The organism is Streptomyces sp. NPDC003036 (genome assembly GCF_040611175.1).
Taxonomy (GTDB): domain Bacteria; phylum Actinomycetota; class Actinomycetes; order Streptomycetales; family Streptomycetaceae; genus Streptomyces.
The window spans coordinates 75,651-92,414 of sequence record NZ_JBEXNO010000013.1 but is presented as its reverse complement, the minus strand read 5'-3'; the positions used below and the strand labels follow the sequence as shown (position 1 = coordinate 92,414).

Genomic DNA, 16,764 nt, shown 5'->3' with positions numbered 1-16,764 from the left:
CAGCTCTTCTTCGCCGCCTCCGGGGGCGGCGAGCAGGGCTTGGCGCGCGCGGTCGACGCCGCTAGCTCGGCCGTCACGCGATCACCGCCCCGGCCACCTCGCCGTCCAGCGGGCGCGCGGCGAGCTCCGGCAGCCGGCCCGTCCGCGGCGCGGCGGCGGTCTGCTCGGTGCGTACCGCCTGCTGCTCGCGGCGCAGCTGCTCCAGCCACGCCGCGAGCAGGTGGTGGTGTCGTAGGCGTGGCCGGTTTTTTCGATCCTGCGGCCGGTGACCGGCTCGCCGTGCCGCTCGCGCTCCGGCGCGGTCGCCGGCACCTCCCACACCGGCCCCTTCATACGGCAGAGTGCGCCAAACCTTAAGGTGATGCATACTTGCCTATAAGCTATAGGTGAATGGCTGCTGATCATAGGCATACTGAGAGTAGGTGATGGTTGTGGTTCGGGCAGGACTGAGCCCGGAGCGGCTGACGCTCGCTGGTGCGGAACTCGCCGATGAGGCCGGTTTCGACCAGGTGACCCTGTCCGCGCTCGCCCGGCGTTTCGACGTGAAACCGGCGAGCCTGTACGCGCATGTGAAGAACTCCCACGACCTCAAGACCCGGATCGCGCTGTTCGCGCTGGAAGAACTCGCCGACCGGGTCGCCGACGCCGTGGCCGGGCGCGCGGGCAAGGACGCCCTGACGGCCTTCGCGAACGCCTACCGGGACTACGCCCGGGCGCACCCCGGCCGGTACGAAGCAGCCCGGTACCGGCTCGACCCGCAGACCGCTGCGGCCAGCGCCGGCGTCCGGCACGCGCAGATGACTCGGGCGATCCTGCGCGGCTACGGGCTGGCCGAGCCGGACCAGACGCACGCGGTCCGCATGCTGGGCAGCGTCTTCCACGGCTACACCTCCCTGGAGGCAGCCGGCGGCTTCGACCACACCGACATCCCCGCGCAGCAGTCCTGGGCCTGGACCCTGGATTGCCTCGACACCGCGTTGCGGAGCCGGTCCACCCCCTGACCGGTCGCGTCACCCGCGACGGCTTCTCCACACCCACCCGACACCCCGCCCCAGGCTTGAGGCAATGAGCACCGAACAGAACCTGATCACCACCCCCATCACCGCCGACTTCCTGCACGGGCACCTCGACGTGGAGGAGACCGCCCACGGCCTGCTGCCGCACCGGCTGCCTGCCTGGGCGCGCCGCCAGATCCCCGACGCCCTGCTGGCCGTGGCCGAGGCTCAACCCTCCGGTGTCCGGCTGGCCTTCCGTACGAGCGCCACCACCATCCGCCTGGACACCCTGCCGACCAAACGCGTCTACCGGGGCTATCCGCCCCCGCCGGACGGCGTCTACGACCTCCTGGTCGACGGCCGCCTCACCGCCCAGGCCACCGTGGACGGCGGGAACCTGCGCACCATCACCGACATGCAGACCCAGACCGCGGAATTCACCCCGGGCCCGGCCGGCACCGCCGACTTCACCGACCTCCCCTCCGGCGAGAAGGACATCGAGATCTGGCTCCCGCACACGGAGATCACCGAGGTCATCGCCCTGCGCACCGACGCCCCCGTCGAGCCGGCCCAGAAGACCGGTCGCCGGGTGTGGCTGCATCACGGCAGCTCCATCAGCCACGGATCCAACGCCGTCTTCCCCAGCACCATCTGGCCCGCGCTGGCCGCCTCCGCAGGCGATGTGGAGCTGATCAACCTCGGATTCGGCGGCAGCGCACTGGTCGACCCGTTCACCGCCCGCGCGATACGCGACACCCGTGCAGACCTGATCAGCCTCAAGCTCGGCATCAACGTCGTCAACAGCGACGCCATGCGCCTGCGCGCCTTCGCCCCCGCCATCCACGGCTTCCTCGACACCATCCGCGAGGGCCACCCCACGATCCCCTTGCTCCTGGTCTCCCCTGTCCTGTGTCCGACCCACGAGAACACCCCCGGACCTCTCATGCCGGACCTCTCCAGTGGAACCCTGAAGTTCAAGGCCACCGGTGATCCGGCCGAGACCGCCGCCGGACGGCTGACGCTCACGATCGTCCGCGACGTCCTGGCCGACATCGTCAAGCAGCGGTCCGCCGAGGATCCCAACCTCCACTACCTCGACGGACTCGACCTCTACGGCGAGAGCGACCACGACGAGTTCCCCCTGCCGGACGCGCTCCACCCCAGCCCCGAAGGACACCGCCGCATCGGCGAGAACTTCGCCAAGCTCGTCTTCGCGAACAACGGGCCCTTCGCCATCACGACTGGCTGACCCGGATACCCGTGGCCGGCGGGGAGAGCGTGATGGCCGGCTCCCCCGGACCGGACGACCCCGTAGGCGAACAGGACTCGGCCACACATTCCCAGGGCTACCAGTAGTCCGCTGGTGTACGACGGGCACCGAAGTGACGGTGCTGTCGTTCCCGCGCCTGCGGGGTTGGGTGTGTCCAGCGGATCTCACAGTCGCAGCGATGCGCCTCCGGCTTCGGGCACGAGCTTGCGGGCGACCATCATCGTTGCCAGAGGAAGGCGGCCTCGCTACAGGGGCGGCAGTGAAAGAGGTAGCCAAGGCCGCCTCCGCCGAAGTTGGCGGAGGTCTCGAAGTCGGCTCCCTCTTCGAGTTCGGCCGTGAAGGTCATGGGGGTGCTACAGGAGGGGCAGCCGGGCGTCTCGTCACCCTGGAGCCAGCCGGGTTCGCCACCCAGCCGTCCCAGCACCGGCTCGACGGTTGGGGTGTCGGCCGGGTGGGGGCGCAGGGCGGTCACGGCACCGAGCAGCGTCTCGCCCTCGGCAGGGACGGTGGCCGCCGACAGCGGACCTGTGAACACGAAGGCGCGGTTGGCACCGGCGGTGGCGTCCCAGTCGTCGCACATGCCCGGGTCGTTCTGGCAGAGGAACACCGAGATCACGCCCAGGTCGAGGGGCAGATGAGCGAAAAACAGCATGGGGCCGCCGCATTCCCGGCATTTCGGCCAGATGAACCCATCCGGGACAAGCGGCACTCCCCCCGTGCGTAGTTCGGGAGCGTCAGCGACGGCCTTCCCGCCGTGTACCAGCAGCATGGTCAAAGCCTAGGCGCAACCTTTCAGCTCCAACCGGGGGGCGTGGCACTGCCAGGCCAAGATCCGCTGGACAAGGCCGAGCGTCATTCGACCGCGCGCTGAACAGGCCCGAAGCAGGGAGTCAGACGGGCAGCGCGGAGGCGGTGCCGTGGTAGGCCTGGGCCGCGCGCAGGTACTCGGCCACACATGCCAGCGCTCGTGTGTCATCGGTCGACTTCGGGGCGAGGAACTGGGGGTAGACGAGTTCCGGTGCCAGAACCGCACCGTCGCCGAGTTGTTCGTACAGTTCCTCGACGCGCCTGCGTACCCACTGCTCCATGGGGGTGCAGTCGAGCCAGAACGGCAGGTTCATGCCCTGCTCTCCCAGGGTGTCCACGGTGTGCTCGATCGTGTCGCTGACCGCTTCGGCGGGAGTCAGGACCTGGATGGGACGCCGTTCGGGGGTGAAGGGGGCAAGGTCCGGGTCCGGGTCCGAGGCGCCGGTCAGGGTGGCGGCAATGTGACGGGCGAGCAGTGGAAGCCGTCGCGGTAGGTGCCGGTGGCGAAGACCAGGCCCGGCACGGAACAGGGGCCGATCAGGGGGAAGCAGTCCAGCGGGATCGGGCGGGAACCCGCCATCAGCCTCTGGATGCGGCCGAAGGCCAGGTCCTGGTCGAACTGCTCGCACACCCCGCGCATCAGGGAGTGGGTGGAGCCGAGTTCGGGGCCGGTGATCGGCCCGGTGGTGATCAGATTGGTGGCGCCGATGTAGCACTGCCCGGCCTGGGGCAGGGGCACCAGGTGCATGCCGCAGGTGGCGGCGCGCTTGGGGGTGCGCAGCACCTGGCGGGTGCCGGGCGGGCTGGTGGTGGTCCGGGTGATCAGCAGGGACACGCCGGTTCCGTGCAGCAGGGGTGGCACGGCTCCTGGCGGCAGGGCGGTGTCGGCCAGGCGGCTGCTGGCCGCGCCCGCGGCCAGGACGACCGTGCCGGCGGGCAGCACGCTGCCGTCCTCCAAGCGCGCCCCGGTAACCGAGGAGGCTCCGGTCACCAGCTCGCATACCGTGCCGGGCACCAGGCGCACGCCCAGCTGCCGGGCGGCTTCCTCCAGGGCGGCCAGGGCGGCCCGGGCGTCGACGCAGCCCTCCCGTTCCAGGTGCAGGACCTGCATCGGGCGGGCGTCGCAGCGGGGCGACAGACCCTCCACTGTGGCTGGGTCGACCAGTTCGTGCGGTTCGCCGTGTGCCGCGGCGGCGTTCTGCATGGCTTGGAAGTTGTCTCCGGCGACGAGCCCGGACCGCCCGCCGTAGAGCACGAAGGTGCCCTCGACGTGGGAGTCGCGCAGTGCCTTGCCCGCGCTCCCGGCGGTGTCGACGAGCATGTCCATCCAGTCCGGCCAGGCGTCCAGCGCCCGGCGGGCCAGGGCGAAGCGGGCCCGCGCGGCGGGGTGCCGCGCGGTGTAGCGGGTGACCTCACCGAAGCAGTTCAGCATCGCCCCGGCCGCGGGTGTGGCCGCCATCGGTCGCTGTGGGGGGCCACCACCGTCACTCGGGTCTCGGGTGCCTGCCGTGCCACCTCCACCGCCACGGACAGCCCCAAGGCGCCGTTTCCGACCACCACCACATCCACGCTGTGCACCGCGCCCACCTCGCTCTTTCGCTCTCTGAGCTCGCCGTACGGTGGGCACGGCGGCGTCACTGTCTGTCACGGCGGACTCGGTGCGCTGCACTGCGAGCCCGTCCCCAGTCTGGCCACCGTTGGCCCAGCGTGCAGGCGCAGTGGGGGCGAACGGGTGCCGACGGCCGTTTCCGGACCGGCGAGTGGGCCGTCCGGATGGCGGGGCGTCCTCACCGGGGGCCCCTGATCCAGTGGCGCTTCCCCATGCCGGGCGCAGCCGCTTCGGCGGCTCAGGCCGATAGGGGCGTGTCGCTGACGAGGGTCGCGGCGCAGGCCCCGGTGAGCTTGCGGAGAGCCTGGCGCTCGGCCTCTTCCGAGGCGAGGTCCCAGCGCGGCGGCGCGTCCCGTACCGAAGCCGTACTGCCGCCACCGGTGCACCACACGCTCATGCTCCCTGCGTCAGGGGCACACCAGCCGCGGTCCCGCGCGTACAGCCAGGCTCCGAAGTACCGGCGCTGCCACTGGCGCACCGTCGCCCGCGAGCCCGCGAGCCCGCGAGCCCGCGAAGCATCCCTGCGCCAGCTCTCTTCCCGCGTTCTCGTATACCGAGGCGGTCTCCTGCAGAGGCGCTGCGCCGCCTGTGGTCGCGGGAGTCCTTGGTGAGGTGGGTCTCGGTCCGTCAGCCAGGCCTCCACGGACCCGCGTACGCCGCCGCCGGCCGGAAGGTCGGCTTCCGGGCTCCGAGTACGATGCGCGCGGATCATCTTCCTCCCCTGAACGGAAAGGCGGCCGCGCCACCATGCCCGCCCCCCGGAGCCACCAGCCGCTCCCGCCCGCTGCCCCCGTACCGCGCCGCTGGTGGCAGACCGGCGTTGCCCGCGTCGGTGCGGTCGCCGCGGTGCCTGTGCTGGCGCTGCTGAACGACCGGCTGGGCGGGTTGGCGCTGCTGGTCGCCCTGGTGCTGCTGTGGTGGCGCAACCCCTGGCCCAAGGCGGGCCGGTTGGTGGCCTCGGTCGCGGCGGTGGCGCTCTTGGGGGCGGTGCTCCCGGAACAGCCGGACAAAGCCCCGGTACGGGCGGCGGACGCCGCCGACGCGAAGCCGGTTCCGCGCCCAAGCCTCATGCCGAGCACCTCGCGGACGGCGCCCGAGGCGACGATGCCCACCGTCCCCGACTTCACGGGCGACTCGCTGGACGTGGCCTTCCCCCGGTCACGGAAGAGGGGCTTCACGGTCACCTACCATGACGCCTCGGCGGAGAAGCGGGAGGTGACGGCGCGTTCGCTGTGGAAGGTGTGCTTCCAGAAAGCGGGCGGCACCGCCGAGGAGCCGACGGTCGACTTCGCCGTCGTACGCAGGAAGGAACCGTGCCCCCGGACCGAAGGCAAGCCGGTCCCGTGGCCGGTGATGCCCGAGGTGGTGTGGATGACCTGGCGCACGGCCGTACCGAAGGTGGTTGGCGTGGGCGTTCCGGACAGCCGCCTCCGTGCCGAGGCGGCGTACCGCAACGACGTACTGCCCGCCGAGGGCGAGTACGACGACTGGCGCGTCTGCCGACAGGATCCGACGGAGGGCGAACCCCTCACGGACGAGGTTTATGTGGTGACGCTCTCCCTCTCCTCTCCCGGCAACGGCTGCCCGGCCCCGGACCGGGGTCGGGACGCCTACCTGCCGGACCGCGACGACGACGGGGACCCCGACTACCTCGACCCGTATCCGGGCGACCGGAACCGTACGAAGCTGTTCCCGGACGGACGCCCGAACGGCTCAGGTGGCTCCGGGGACTCCGGGGGCGACGGCTGGAGCGCCTGCCGGCATACCCGCTGGTGTTGACGAGCCCGACCACGCCGTCGCGGGCGTCCGTTCCTTCTCCGCCTACCCGAGTCCACCGAGACGGAGGGCGTTCTCAATCTCGCTGAGTTTCGCGGAGGACAGAACGCCCGCTCGCTCGATCAGGTCGTCCCGGGACACGGTGGTCAGCCACGTGCAAGGGGTAAAGCCCGGACGCGGCAACGCGAACCGCAGCACGCCTTCAAAGGGCAGTCCTTCGACGGCGCCTACTGCCACTTCGACGCCCAGACCGGTGATGTCGACACCCGCCCGAGCGACGACCTGCATCACCGGGATCCCGGACGCGTCGTCTCCCGACAGCAGCACGACCGGCCGCCGCTCGTCGAACTCCACCCACCAGACTTCGCCACGTTGCACATGTCCTCCTGACACAGGACGGCGGGCGGACGCTGCGCGACCCCGACGCGCTGTGGAGACGGGTGCGGCCACCCGTTGATCATCGGTGTGTGAAGACAAACGGTCACGCGGTGGCCGCAGGTCACAGCGTAGACCCTGCCCGCTGGCAGGAGGCGTTCGAGGGCCTGATGAGGCGGATAGAGGGACGGTTCACACGGGTCGAACCCCGGTTCCGGGTCCGGAAGTTGATGCTCGGACTGCTGTCGGCCCTGCCGCGCAAGAACTGCTGGACCATCGCCGAATGGGCCGGGGAGAGGACCCCGGACGGCATGCAGCACCTGCTCGGCCGGGCCAAGTGGGACGCCGACCGGCGCGGGCACGCGGCAGTGGACCGGGAACTGTACGTCCCGCGTTCATGGACCTCCGACCCTGACCGCTGCCGGGATGCCGGACTCGACCAGGACACCGTCTTCACCACCAAGCCGGAACTGGCCACTCGTATGATTGCCCGGTTCCTGGACGCTGAGTCGCTGGATCAAGATGGCGGGTGGAGGAGTTCTTCCAGTCGGGCAAGGGCCTGGCCGCACTCGACGAGCACCAGGTCAGCCGCTATGCCTCCTGGTCCCGCTGGGTCACCCTCGCCATGCTCGCGCACGCCTTCCTCGCCGTCGTACGCGCAGACGAGCACACCCGCCCCGCACCCGATGCCTCATTCCGCTCACCTGCAACGAGATCCAGCGCCTGTTCATCACACTCGTTGTCCAACCCGTCCACGATGCCGCCCACCGGCTCGGTTGGTCCGACTGGCGGCGCCGCCACCAGGCCCGATCCCAGGCCAGCCCCTACCGTCGACAAGCCACTCAGGCATGAAGATCACGATCTACGGCTGGAGTATGAGGTATCAGTTTTCGGCCACTCGCGCGCTGCGGCCCCAAGCCGGTCCGGTACGTGCCGCTTTGACGCCACCGGTCCCCCTGCACGGCCGACCGGCAGCCACTCGTCCGCGCCCCGCAGCGGCGCCCCCACCTCGTCGAGGGCCCGCTGCACGGCGGCATTAGGCTGTGGATCATGCCGGACGACTCCCCTCTCATACAGAGTCTGCGTACCGCCGTCGCCGCCGCCCCCGCCGACGTCCCCCTGCGACTGCACCTTGCCGAGCTCCTGCTGGACGCGGGCCGCTCGGAGGCCGCCGTCGCCGAGGCGGCCGTGGCTTTGCAGCACGCGCCGGGCGACGCCCAGGCCCGGGACCTGATGGCCCGCGCGATGGGCATGCCGGCCTCGCCGCAGACGCAGCAGCCGCCGCCGCAGACGCCGTCGGCGCAGCAACAACCGCGCCCGAGGCCCGGGTTCGACTGGAAGGCCGCCGAGGAGCAGGTCGGGGACGTCGTGCCGCCGCGGTTCGTCGAGGCGCCACTTCGCGCGGACGGGCAGGACGATCCCGGGGACGCCGACGTGTGGGACGTCGAGGGGCCCGGCACCGTGCGGCTGGCCGACGTCGGCGGCATGCAGGACGTGAAGGACCGCCTGGAGGCCGCCTTCCTCGCCCCGCTGCGCAACCCCGAGCTGCGCAAGCTGTACGGCAAGAGCCTCCGCGGCGGGCTGCTGCTGTACGGGCCGCCCGGCTGCGGCAAGACGTTCATCGCGCGGGCCGTCGCCGGGGAACTCGGCGCCGCGTTCCTGTCGGTGTCGGTCAACGACGTGCTCGACATGTGGATCGGTAACTCCGAGCGCAACATGCACGAGGTTTTCGAGACCGCCCGCCGCCAGGCGCCCTGCGTGGTCTTCCTGGACGAGCTGGACGCCCTCGGCGCCAAGCGCAGCCGCAGCGCGCACAGCGGCATGCGCAACACGGTCAACCAACTGCTCACCGAACTCGACGGCATCGACTCGGCGGCGAACGAGGGCGTGTTCGTGCTGGCCGCCACCAACGTGCCCTGGGACGTCGACCTCGCCCTGCGCCGCCCCGGCCGGCTGGACAGGACGATCCTCGTCCTGCCGCCCGACGCCGCCGCCCGGGAGGCGATCCTCCGCTACCACCTGCGGGACCGGCCCATCGAGAACGTCGACCTGGGCAAGCTCGTCAAGGCCACCGACGGCATGTCCGGCGCGGACCTGGCGCATGTCTGCGAGGCGGCGGCCGAGCGGGCGCTGCTGGACTCGGCGCGCACCGGAACCGTCCGCATGATCGGCATGAAGGACCTGCTGGCCGCCGCGAAGGAGGTCGTCCCGTCCGCCGAGCCGTGGTTCGCCTCCGCACGGAACGTGGCGATGTTCGCCAATGAGGGCGGAACGACGACCTGGTCGCGTATCTGAAGAAGAGGCGCAAACTGTGACCACCGCCGTGCACCCCGCCGTGGAGCGGGCCGACCTGCTCATCGACCTGAAGCGGTACGAGGAGGCAAGGGAGCTGCTGGCCCGGCGGCTCGCCGAGGACCCGGAGGACGTACGGGCCTGGGTGAAGCTCGCCCGCAGCCATCTGTGCGACGAGAAGGACGGCGCCAAGGCCCTGGAGGCGACGGAGCGGGCGGTCGCGCTGGACCCCGAGGACATCGGGGCGCTCGTCATGCACGCGCACGCCCTGCGGGAAGCGCGCCGCTTCCCGGAGATCGAGGAGGTGCTGCGCGAGGTGATCCGCCTCGCCCCCGACTACTGGCACGGCTACGCGCTGCTCGCCAACTGGCTCTGGCGCATCAGGGCGCTCAGTTCCGCCCGGGCCCACGGCCATATCCGGCCCGAGGACCAGAAGGCGGGCCTGCGGGAGTCCGCGGAACTGGCCCAGGAGGCCATCCGGCTGGGACCGGAGGAGGTGTACGCCTACGAGGTGGCGTGGGTGATCGCCGACCTGGCGGGCGACCGGGCCGTCGCCGACCGGCTCGACGAGGCCATCCTCCGGCTCGACCCGCACCACGAGCAGGCCCTGGAGCGGTGGACGAAGAGGGCGGCGGCCACCCCCGGCGTCAAGGCGGCGGAGGCCGCCACGCTGTACGCCGACGCCCTGGCCTCCGCCCCCGACTCGGCCCCGATGCGGCAGGGCCTGGACGAGGCCTCCTACCGTCTGCTGCGCGGCGTCCGCTGGCTGGCCCTGCTCTGCCTGGCCCTCGCCGCTGTGGGCATCGACCTGTACGCGACCGAGGGCGAGACCCAGCGGGAGCTGCCGCTGCCGCTCGGCCAACGGCTCTGGGACCTCGTCCCGATGACCGTCGTCTGGGCGCTCGGCGCCCTGCTGAGGTACCGCCGCCTGCGCGCCGGCGTCCGCGTCAACCTGCGCTCCCTCGTACGGCGCCGCACATGGCCGCGGATCGTCCTGGGCCAGGCGGCGTGGGCCATGCTCTGCGCGCTGCTGATCACCCAGGTCCCCTGGACGGAACGTACAGTCCCGCATGTGCTGTTCTGGGCAGGCCTGGTTCCGGCGGTGGCGACGATGTGGTTCGACCGTAAGAAGACCGGCTGAGGCGGGAGCGTGCGGGCACCGCTCAGACCGCTCGCCGGCCGAGTCGGTGCCCGAATCCCTCATACGGGGTGTCTCCTCGCGGGCATGGAGAACGATGAGCAGCGCATCGCCGACCCGGGCGCGTGGTCCTGGACGCCGCCGCCAGGGCACGCGCTCGGTGTGACCGCCCCGGGCCCGCGGGGCGCCATCTCGGGGGTTGTCGAGGCGCACGGAGGCCTCCCTCTCCCCCGACCGATAGGCGAACCGGCGGCCCGCAGGACGCGGACCGCCGGTGGCTTGGAGCTTCGTGGCACGGAGCCGTCGGTGGTACGGAGGGCTACTGGTGGTGCGTGACGGCGGGCGCCGCGTGCTCCGGGGGCGCGGGACGGCCCCCGGGCGCGGGTGCTAGAAGACGCTCACGCCGTAGGCGCTCAGGGCCTCGGTGACCGGCTGGAAGAAGGTGGTGCCGCCGGAGGAGCAGTTGCCGCTGCCGCCCGAGGTCAGACCGAGCGCGGTGGTGCCCGAGAAGAGGGCGCCGCCGCTGTCGCCGGGCTCGGCGCAGACGTTGGTCTGGATGAGGCCGTAGACGACGTCGCCGTTGCCGTAGTTGACGGTGGCGTTCAGGCCGGTGACTGTGCCGCTGCGCAGGCCGGTGGTGCTGCCGCTGCGTTGCACCGACTGGCCGACGGAGGCGTTGCCCGCCCCGGTGATGTCCCGGTACGAACCGTTGTAGAGGTACACGCGTCCGTCCGCAGCCGAGGCGTTGGAGTGTCGGATGATGCCGTAGTCGTTGCCCGGGAAGCTGGAGCCGGTACGCGTACCGAGCACGGCGGTGTTGGCCGAGTTGGTGTACCAGGTGCTGCCGCTGTTGGTGCAGTGACCGGCCGTAAGGGCGTAGTACGTGGATCCGCTGCGGACGTTGAAGCCGAGGGAGCAACGGCCGCCGCCGGCGTAGATGGCCTGGCCGCCCGCGATGAGCTTGTTGAACGTGCCCGGGGTCCGCTTGACTTCCAGGGCCTCGCTCTTGTTGCCGAGAGCCTTCTTGATCTTGGCGAGCTCCGCGGCCGAGACGGTGGAGTCGGCGGTCAGGACGAGCTTGCCGGACGCGGAGTCCGTGTACCACGCGGTACCGGGGACGTCGGCTCCCAGGACCGCGTCGCTCGCCGCGGCGAGCTGCGCGGTGGTGGCGCGGGGCGCGGGGGCCGAGTCCGCCGCGGCGCTCGGAGTGGCAAGCGCGGCGGCGGCCAGCAGGGCCGAGGCCACGGCGGTCAGCCGCAGACCTCTCGCGATGCCGCCGTGGGGGGTGAAGCGCTTGATGTTCACTGCATCCTCCATGGATGTCGAGGACCCGTGGGGTGTACGGGCCCACCAGCAACCGCCGGCAGACGCACGACGGGGGCTCTCCGTCATGGGCCTGACAAGCGGTCGATACGGATCCTGTACTCCGCTTCGACGCGGCAACAGGGCGTCTTTCGGTCGTGCTACACGCGTTCAGCGGGTGCGGGACGCCGGGCACTTCGGCCGGGTGCTCGGTCAGGCGTACGTTCCGCTTTCCGTCCGCCCCGCCCCTACCGCGCGGTTGGCCGAAAGGTGACAGGCGTGGAGTTTGCCGTCGGCAAAGGCCGCGGTACCGGTCCGGAGCCACTGCGGTCGCCGCACGGTCAGTTCAGTCTTCAATAAACGGACATGTTGCTGCAGTGGCGCTGGCAACCACAGCTGACGGGTGAGGCGCCAGTCGCCCGCGCCGCCGTCGACACCATGGCCGGATCCATACGGTCCGCCGTACGCAGCGAGAGCCACGGCACGCGTCCTGCTTCGTCAGCCGCAGCGGCTCCCGTATGCCTTGATCGCTCCGATTCGCTCCCGGGCATGCCGTGGCCTGATCATGTCCCTTCCACTCCGGACGCAGATTCCGGTGGCAGGGCGGGAGCCCACACAGACCCGCCGCTGGCGACGCCGTGGACGTTCGTGGGACGTTCGCCGGGGCTTGGCCGTGGCGGCGATGAGGGTGCACCGCCCGCCTGCGTTTCGGAGGTGGGGCTCCAGTCGACGCCGTTGGCGCCGCAGATCCGGCCGTAGTCGCTCTTGTCGGCCGCCTCGCCGTCGTTCGCACCGAAGCCCTTGGCACCACCGGCCGTGGAACCGCCGTTCCCGGTGTCCTGATCGGGAGCCGGCAGGGGGCGTGGCGGCAGCGGACGCGGAGGGCGAGGAGGGCGAGGAGGCGCGGCGTGGCCGGCGCCTGGCCCGGTCAGGCGGCGCTCCTGGAGCACGCGGTGAAGTGGAACCCTGCGCATGGCGATGACGCTGTGGGTGCGCCCCACGATTGGGGGGTGCGCGCTGAAGGCGGAGGGGGTGCCGGCGGGTGTGGCGCAGCAGGTGACAAGACCGGTCAGGATTCGAGAAGCCCCGGGCGCCGAGCAGCCCCTAGCGTGATGGTCATGGCAATCACCTCTTCGACCGCAGCTCACACGTCTCTCGCGTCAGTCACCCTCGAGGTGGCCGACCTCGCAGCCGCCCGCCGCTTCTACGCCGCCTTCGGCGTGGACACGTACATAGGGTTGCGGGCGTCCGAGGCGCACTCCACCGGATTCCGCGGCTTCACCCTGGCGCTCACGGTGTCCGGCCCGGCCACCGTCGACAGCTTCGTCGCCGCCGCTGTGGAGGCAGGTGCCACGGTGCTGAAGCACGCCGCGAAGTCGCTGTGGGGCTACGGCGGCGTCGTCCAGGCCCCGGACGGGACGATCTGGAAGGTCGCGACCTCCGCGAAGAAGGACACAGGACCGGCTACCCGCCAGATCGACGAGGTCGTCCTCCTGCTCGGTGTCGAGGACGTGAAGGCCAGCAAGCAGTTCTACGTCGGCCGGGGCCTGACCGTGGCCAAGAGCTTCGGCGGCAAGTACGCCGAGTTCGGCCCCGGCGCCTCCAACTCCTCCAGCTCCGTCACGTTGGCGCTGTACAAGCGCCGCGGGCTGGCCAAGGACCTCGGCGTCCCCGCCGACGGCACCGGCTCGCACCGCATCGTCCTCGGCGGCACCGGCGACCCCTTCGCCGACCCGGACGGCTTCGCCTGGGAGGCCGCCGCGTGACTCGCCCCACCGTCCACGACGTTCGCACCGTACGAGAGGAACCCGCCATGCCGTCCACGAAGCCGTCCGCTGAGAACTCCAGCACGACCACCGAGAAGTACGACGGGTTCACCGCCGAGGAGCGGGCCGCGATGAAGGAGCACGCACGCGAGCAGAAGAAGGCGGCGGCGCGGCGCGGTTCGTCCCGGGCGGAGAAGGAGGCGGCAGCGGAGCGGGACGTGCTCGCGAAGATCGCCGAGATGCCGGAGGCGGACCGCGTGCTCGCCGAGCGGATCCACCGCATCGTCAAGACCACCGCTCCGGACCTCGCGCCCAAGCTCTGGTACGGGATGCCCGCGTACGCCAGGGACGGCAAGGTCGTCTGCCACTTCCAGAGCGCGGAGAAGTTCAAGACGAGGTACGCCACGCTTGGCTTCAGCGACCAGGCGGCACTCGACGACGGCGCCATGTGGCCGACCGCCTACGCCCTGAGAGAGCTGACCGAAGCCGATGAACAGCGCATCAGCGCACTCGTCAAGAAGGCGGCGGGCTGAGGCCGGCCGGGGCGGATCCGGCAGGCTGTGGGCAGTCGAGGATGGGACGGCAGAAGGTGCCTCACCGGCTGCTGGGGTCCGTCGGGTGGCTGGCCTCCTGGCGAGCTTGCCTGGAACGGTCCCTTCGTGGTCGGTTGGCAGCGCGGGGCTGATCGTCGCTACGGCGTTCATCATCACGATGGGATGTCGGACAACTGCCTGCTGTACAGCGCCCTGCCCATGGGAGAGCCTTCGCCGGTGACATGAGCGCGGATGGACGCGATGTAGTCGTCGCGGCCGATGCGGCCGTCGCCGTTGGCGTCCAGGGCCGTGAACGCTGCTTCGGCGTTGGTGGCGGGGTTGTTCAGTGCTGTGCGCAGGGCTGTGAACTCGCCGAGGTCGAGGGAGCCGTCGTGGTCGGTGTCGGCGAGGTCGAAGAGCGCGCCGAGGACGGGTGCGCAGACGGTGTCGAACGTCTCGGCGCCGGCCCATGCCGTGTACTGGTCGAAGGTCATCTTTCCGTCGCCGTCGGCGTCCATCGACGCCCACGCGCGCTCGCCGAGGTTGCGTGCGGTGACGACGAGCTGGTCGTCTTCCTCGAGTCCCATCGCCTGTGCCACGTTCCGGGTGCGCGCCGTGTATTCCTCCCTGGAGACGATTCCGTCTCCATCCGCGTCCAGCATGGCGAAGACGAGCTTGTGCGCGGCTGTTTGGTCCATCGCGGTTCCTCCCTCGCGGTGATCGAGCGTGAGTGCTTCGATCCGAGTGGTCTGTCCTACCCCTCGGCCTGATGATCAAGGCGCCCCTTTGGGGGGGCGTGGGGTTGTTTCCCGACGCGTACCGCGCCTCGTGCGCTCGTGTGTGACTCAAGGAGCCGGGGACGGCGCAAGCGGCCCGGGGTAGTCACAGCCCTGGCAGAGGAACGGTTTTTGGGGAGGATGAATGTTCGGCAGACACGGCACAGCAGCGGCGCTGAGTTCCCTGGCCCTGGTGGGCTCGTCGGTGGTGTGGGCTCCAGCAGGTCAGGCCCATGAACCCGTGCGTGGCGAAAGCGTCGTGTGCACAGGCTCCAGCACCAGTACGTACGACCCGCCCCTGACCTTGCTGCCCCGCCAGACCCGCGTCCAGACCCATGCCAGTTACACCTGCGGGGTCGCTCCCGGCCGGACGGTACCGGCCACCAGCTACCTGGAAGGAACCTCACCTGCGGCGTCCTGCGTCACGGTCAACAGCCCGCGCCTCGGGGAAGTCGTCCAGTACGCCGACGGCAAACGGTCGTCGATCGCGTACGACAGCAGCACCAGCGTTCGTGTCGCCGGCGTCCTCGTCGTCAGGCTGGCGGGCCGGGTCGTCGAGGGCCGCGGCGAAGGGCTCGCGGCCCGTCGGACCGTTGCCGCCCTGCCCGCTCAGCTGCCCACCGCGTGCCTCTTGTCCGGGCTCAGGGGCAGCAGCGGTGAGGCACAGCTGGAGATCAGGCCGTGAGCCAGGCCACGGTGGGCATTCCCGCGTCCGGAGGGATCTCATGCGGGGTACGGGGTATCGCAGCCGCGCGGGGCCGTGCGGCATGGCGATGGGACGCCGGACGCCTGTAACCGTCCGCGACGAGGACCGGATCCGCTACCTGGAACAGCAGGTGGCGGCCTGCGCCCGGGCCCTGCGCAGCTGGCGACCCTTCGCCACGGCAGTTCCCCATCCGCCCAGGCCGGAACAAGACCGGTCAAAGCGCCACGCCCGGCTCGCTGACCGGATAGCCCTCCACCAGTGAGTTCGCGATGATCAGCGGGGTCAGCGGGAACGGGACCGGACCAACCACCCCCAAAGCCTCACTCAGCAGACGATGCGGGACGAAGAACCGGGGGTCGGTACCCACCGTATGCACTGGCCGCCAGGCCATCAGGTGGCAGGCCGTCAGGCGGCAGGAGCGGGCTCGTGGTATTCCCGTTCGGAGCCGTAGGGGTGTGGTTTTCCGCAGGGTGAGCGGTGTGGAAAACAGCGTGAGATCGGATGGCCATCCTCATACCGGCGTTGAGCTGCGGTTCTTAGTTTGGAAGGCAGCCGGGGCGCTCGTTCCGGTCGACCGGTCCAACGGCTTGGAGAATCACATGCAGCCCATGCCCTCGGCTCTCGCGCAGGAACCCGCCGGCGGCGTCGCCGGCTGGGCCGTCGATCTCGTCGGCACCATGGGGGGTCCCGGGGCAGGCCTGGCCATCGCGTTGGAGAACCTCTTTCCGCCGCTGCCGAGCGAGGTGATCCTGCCGCTGACCGGATTCGCCGCCGGGCAGGGGGTTCTCACCCTGGCCTCGGCGCTGTTCTGGACCACGCTGGGATCGGTAGCCGGAGCCGTGGTCCTCTACTGGATCGGCGTCCTCTTCGGCCGTGAACGCGTGCACAGGATCTGGGCCAGGCTGCCCCTGGTGAAGGCTTCCGACCTCGAGCGCACGGAGAAGTGGTTCGCGAAGCACGGCACCAAGGCGGTCTTCCTGGGGCGTATGGTGCCGATCTTCCGCAGCCTCATCTCCGTCCCCGCTGGTGTCGAGCGCATGCCCATGGCCGTGTTCGCCATGCTGACCACGCTCGGCAGCCTGATATGGAACTCAGTGCTGGTGATGGCCGGTTACTGGTTGGGGGACCAGTGGGAGGTGGTGGAGACGTATGTCGGGATTCTCTCCAAGGCCGTGCTGCTCCTGGTGGTCGTCGCCTTCGCGGCCTACGTGGCCGTACGGCTGCGGGGCCGCGCCCCCGCCCGGCACCGCCGCTCTTCATGACTCCCCACGGCCGCTCCGGCACCGTGGCCTCGCCCAGCGCACGTCCTGAGCGATCTTGCTCCGGCTGGGCAGCCCCACTAGGCTCGGCCCTCGTGCAGGGGGAATCCGCGGGCAGCGCCACCCAGGGCGAGGGCCATGCCCCAGCAAGCGTGCAAGC

16 protein-coding genes and 3 pseudogenes are annotated in these 16,764 nt (G+C 70.8%); 11 read left to right on the top strand and 8 right to left on the bottom strand.

From position 1 onward, the window contains the following. Positions 1 to 73: 73 nt before the first annotated feature. Positions 74 to 319: a hypothetical protein gene (locus tag ABZX67_RS12415; protein WP_355357962.1), complete on the bottom strand. Its 246-nt coding sequence runs from the start codon at positions 317 to 319 to the stop codon at positions 74 to 76. 112 nt (positions 320 to 431) lie between these two features. On the opposite strand from ABZX67_RS12415, the gene ABZX67_RS12410 reads away from it, so the two are divergent. After that, on the top strand, positions 432 to 1,001 hold the full coding sequence (locus ABZX67_RS12410; RefSeq protein WP_355357959.1) for a TetR/AcrR family transcriptional regulator: 570 nt from the start codon (positions 432 to 434) through the stop codon (positions 999 to 1,001). A 64-nt stretch (positions 1,002 to 1,065) separates the two neighbouring features. Then, positions 1,066 to 2,244, top strand: a complete 1,179-nt coding sequence (locus ABZX67_RS12405) for a GDSL-type esterase/lipase family protein (protein ID WP_355357955.1) — start codon at positions 1,066 to 1,068, stop codon at positions 2,242 to 2,244. Between the two features lie 238 nt (positions 2,245 to 2,482). On the opposite strand, the gene ABZX67_RS12400 is transcribed toward ABZX67_RS12405, so the two are convergent. The 4 genes from ABZX67_RS12400 to ABZX67_RS12385 form a co-directional block, all read right to left on the bottom strand. Further along, positions 2,483 to 2,917 carry a hypothetical protein gene (locus tag ABZX67_RS12400; RefSeq protein ID WP_355357952.1) on the bottom strand — a complete coding sequence of 145 codons (435 nt, stop codon included), beginning with the start codon at positions 2,915 to 2,917 and terminating at the stop codon, positions 2,483 to 2,485. A 238-nt stretch (positions 2,918 to 3,155) separates the two neighbouring features. Continuing rightward, entirely contained in the window at positions 3,156 to 3,410 is a 255-nt protein-coding gene (locus tag ABZX67_RS12395; RefSeq protein WP_355357948.1) for a hypothetical protein, read from the bottom strand. A 107-nt stretch (positions 3,411 to 3,517) separates the two neighbouring features. Beyond that, entirely contained in the window at positions 3,518 to 4,531 is a 1,014-nt protein-coding gene (locus ABZX67_RS12390) for an FAD-dependent oxidoreductase (RefSeq protein ID WP_355357945.1), read from the bottom strand. A gap of 388 nt (positions 4,532 to 4,919) precedes the next feature. Beyond that, positions 4,920 to 5,078, bottom strand: coding sequence for a hypothetical protein (locus ABZX67_RS12385; RefSeq protein WP_355357942.1), 159 nt, complete (start codon positions 5,076 to 5,078; stop codon positions 4,920 to 4,922). A gap of 350 nt (positions 5,079 to 5,428) precedes the next feature. Here ABZX67_RS12385 and ABZX67_RS12380 point away from each other — a divergent pair, with 350 nt between their 5' ends. Next, entirely contained in the window at positions 5,429 to 6,460 is a 1,032-nt protein-coding gene (locus tag ABZX67_RS12380) for a hypothetical protein (protein WP_355357939.1), read from the top strand. 42 nt (positions 6,461 to 6,502) lie between these two features. On the opposite strand, the gene ABZX67_RS12375 is transcribed toward ABZX67_RS12380, so the two are convergent. Beyond that, the gene (locus ABZX67_RS12375) at positions 6,503 to 6,835 is read right to left on the bottom strand and encodes a type II toxin-antitoxin system PemK/MazF family toxin (protein ID WP_355357936.1); all 333 of its coding nucleotides are present in this window, start codon (positions 6,833 to 6,835) and stop codon (positions 6,503 to 6,505) included. A gap of 167 nt (positions 6,836 to 7,002) precedes the next feature. Between ABZX67_RS12375 and ABZX67_RS12370 the strand changes: the two are divergent. The 3 genes and pseudogenes from ABZX67_RS12370 (at position 7,003) to ABZX67_RS12360 (ending at position 10,265) form a co-directional block, all read left to right on the top strand. Further along, positions 7,003 to 7,684 (top strand): annotated as a pseudogene (locus ABZX67_RS12370) (transposase). 198 nt (positions 7,685 to 7,882) lie between these two features. After that, positions 7,883 to 9,147: pseudogene (locus ABZX67_RS12365) on the top strand (ATP-binding protein). Beyond that, complete coding sequence (locus ABZX67_RS12360) at positions 9,144 to 10,265, top strand: tetratricopeptide repeat protein (protein ID WP_355357933.1); 1,122 nt, start codon at positions 9,144 to 9,146, stop codon at positions 10,263 to 10,265. The pseudogene ABZX67_RS12365 and the gene ABZX67_RS12360 overlap by 4 nt, the downstream one beginning before the upstream one ends. A 384-nt stretch (positions 10,266 to 10,649) precedes the next feature. Here the strand turns inward: ABZX67_RS12360 and ABZX67_RS12355 are convergent, their stop codons facing one another. Continuing rightward, positions 10,650 to 11,567: a S1 family peptidase gene (locus tag ABZX67_RS12355; protein ID WP_355357930.1), complete on the bottom strand. Its 918-nt coding sequence runs from the start codon at positions 11,565 to 11,567 to the stop codon at positions 10,650 to 10,652. Positions 11,568 to 12,569: 1,002 nt separating this feature from the next. Here ABZX67_RS12355 and ABZX67_RS12350 point away from each other — a divergent pair. The 3 genes and pseudogenes from ABZX67_RS12350 to ABZX67_RS12340 all read left to right on the top strand — a co-directional run. Further along, a pseudogene (locus ABZX67_RS12350) lies at positions 12,570 to 12,677 on the top strand (AraC family transcriptional regulator); the annotation flags it as partial. Further along, positions 12,677 to 13,330 carry a glyoxalase gene (locus ABZX67_RS12345; RefSeq protein ID WP_355358130.1) on the top strand — a complete coding sequence of 218 codons (654 nt, stop codon included), beginning with the start codon at positions 12,677 to 12,679 and terminating at the stop codon, positions 13,328 to 13,330. The pseudogene ABZX67_RS12350 and the gene ABZX67_RS12345, both read left to right, overlap by 1 nt. Positions 13,331 to 13,377: 47 nt before the next feature. Further along, positions 13,378 to 13,863: a DUF1801 domain-containing protein gene (locus ABZX67_RS12340; protein WP_355357927.1), complete on the top strand. Its 486-nt coding sequence runs from the start codon at positions 13,378 to 13,380 to the stop codon at positions 13,861 to 13,863. A 173-nt stretch (positions 13,864 to 14,036) separates the two neighbouring features. On the opposite strand, the gene ABZX67_RS12335 is transcribed toward ABZX67_RS12340, so the two are convergent. After that, complete coding sequence (locus ABZX67_RS12335; protein WP_355357924.1) at positions 14,037 to 14,561, bottom strand: EF-hand domain-containing protein; 525 nt, start codon at positions 14,559 to 14,561, stop codon at positions 14,037 to 14,039. 319 nt (positions 14,562 to 14,880) lie between these two features. On the opposite strand from ABZX67_RS12335, the gene ABZX67_RS12330 reads away from it, so the two are divergent. Continuing rightward, complete coding sequence (locus ABZX67_RS12330; protein WP_355357921.1) at positions 14,881 to 15,324, top strand: hypothetical protein; 444 nt, start codon at positions 14,881 to 14,883, stop codon at positions 15,322 to 15,324. A 629-nt stretch (positions 15,325 to 15,953) separates the two neighbouring features. Beyond that, on the top strand, positions 15,954 to 16,607 hold the full coding sequence (locus ABZX67_RS12325; RefSeq protein ID WP_355358127.1) for a DedA family protein: 654 nt from the start codon (positions 15,954 to 15,956) through the stop codon (positions 16,605 to 16,607). The last annotated feature ends 157 nt before the right edge of the window (positions 16,608 to 16,764 follow it).

What these genes read in the sequence shown, in the direction of transcription:
- ABZX67_RS12405 (WP_355357955.1), top strand. Translation starts at nt 1,066, where the DNA reads ATGAGCACCGAACAGAACCTGATCACCACCCCCATCACCGCCGACTTC.
- ABZX67_RS12400 (WP_355357952.1), bottom strand. Translation starts at nt 2,917, where the DNA reads ATGCTGTTTTTCGCTCATCTGCCCCTCGACCTGGGCGTGATCTCGGTG.
- ABZX67_RS12390 (WP_355357945.1), bottom strand. Translation starts at nt 4,531, where the DNA reads ATGGCGGCCACACCCGCGGCCGGGGCGATGCTGAACTGCTTCGGTGAG.
- ABZX67_RS12385 (WP_355357942.1), bottom strand. Translation starts at nt 5,078, where the DNA reads ATGAGCGTGTGGTGCACCGGTGGCGGCAGTACGGCTTCGGTACGGGAC.
- ABZX67_RS12380 (WP_355357939.1), top strand. Translation starts at nt 5,429, where the DNA reads ATGCCCGCCCCCCGGAGCCACCAGCCGCTCCCGCCCGCTGCCCCCGTA.
- ABZX67_RS12345 (WP_355358130.1), top strand. Translation starts at nt 12,677, where the DNA reads ATGGTCATGGCAATCACCTCTTCGACCGCAGCTCACACGTCTCTCGCG.
- ABZX67_RS12340 (WP_355357927.1), top strand. Translation starts at nt 13,378, where the DNA reads ATGCCGTCCACGAAGCCGTCCGCTGAGAACTCCAGCACGACCACCGAG.
- ABZX67_RS12335 (WP_355357924.1), bottom strand. Translation starts at nt 14,561, where the DNA reads ATGGACCAAACAGCCGCGCACAAGCTCGTCTTCGCCATGCTGGACGCG.
- ABZX67_RS12325 (WP_355358127.1), top strand. Translation starts at nt 15,954, where the DNA reads ATGCCCTCGGCTCTCGCGCAGGAACCCGCCGGCGGCGTCGCCGGCTGG.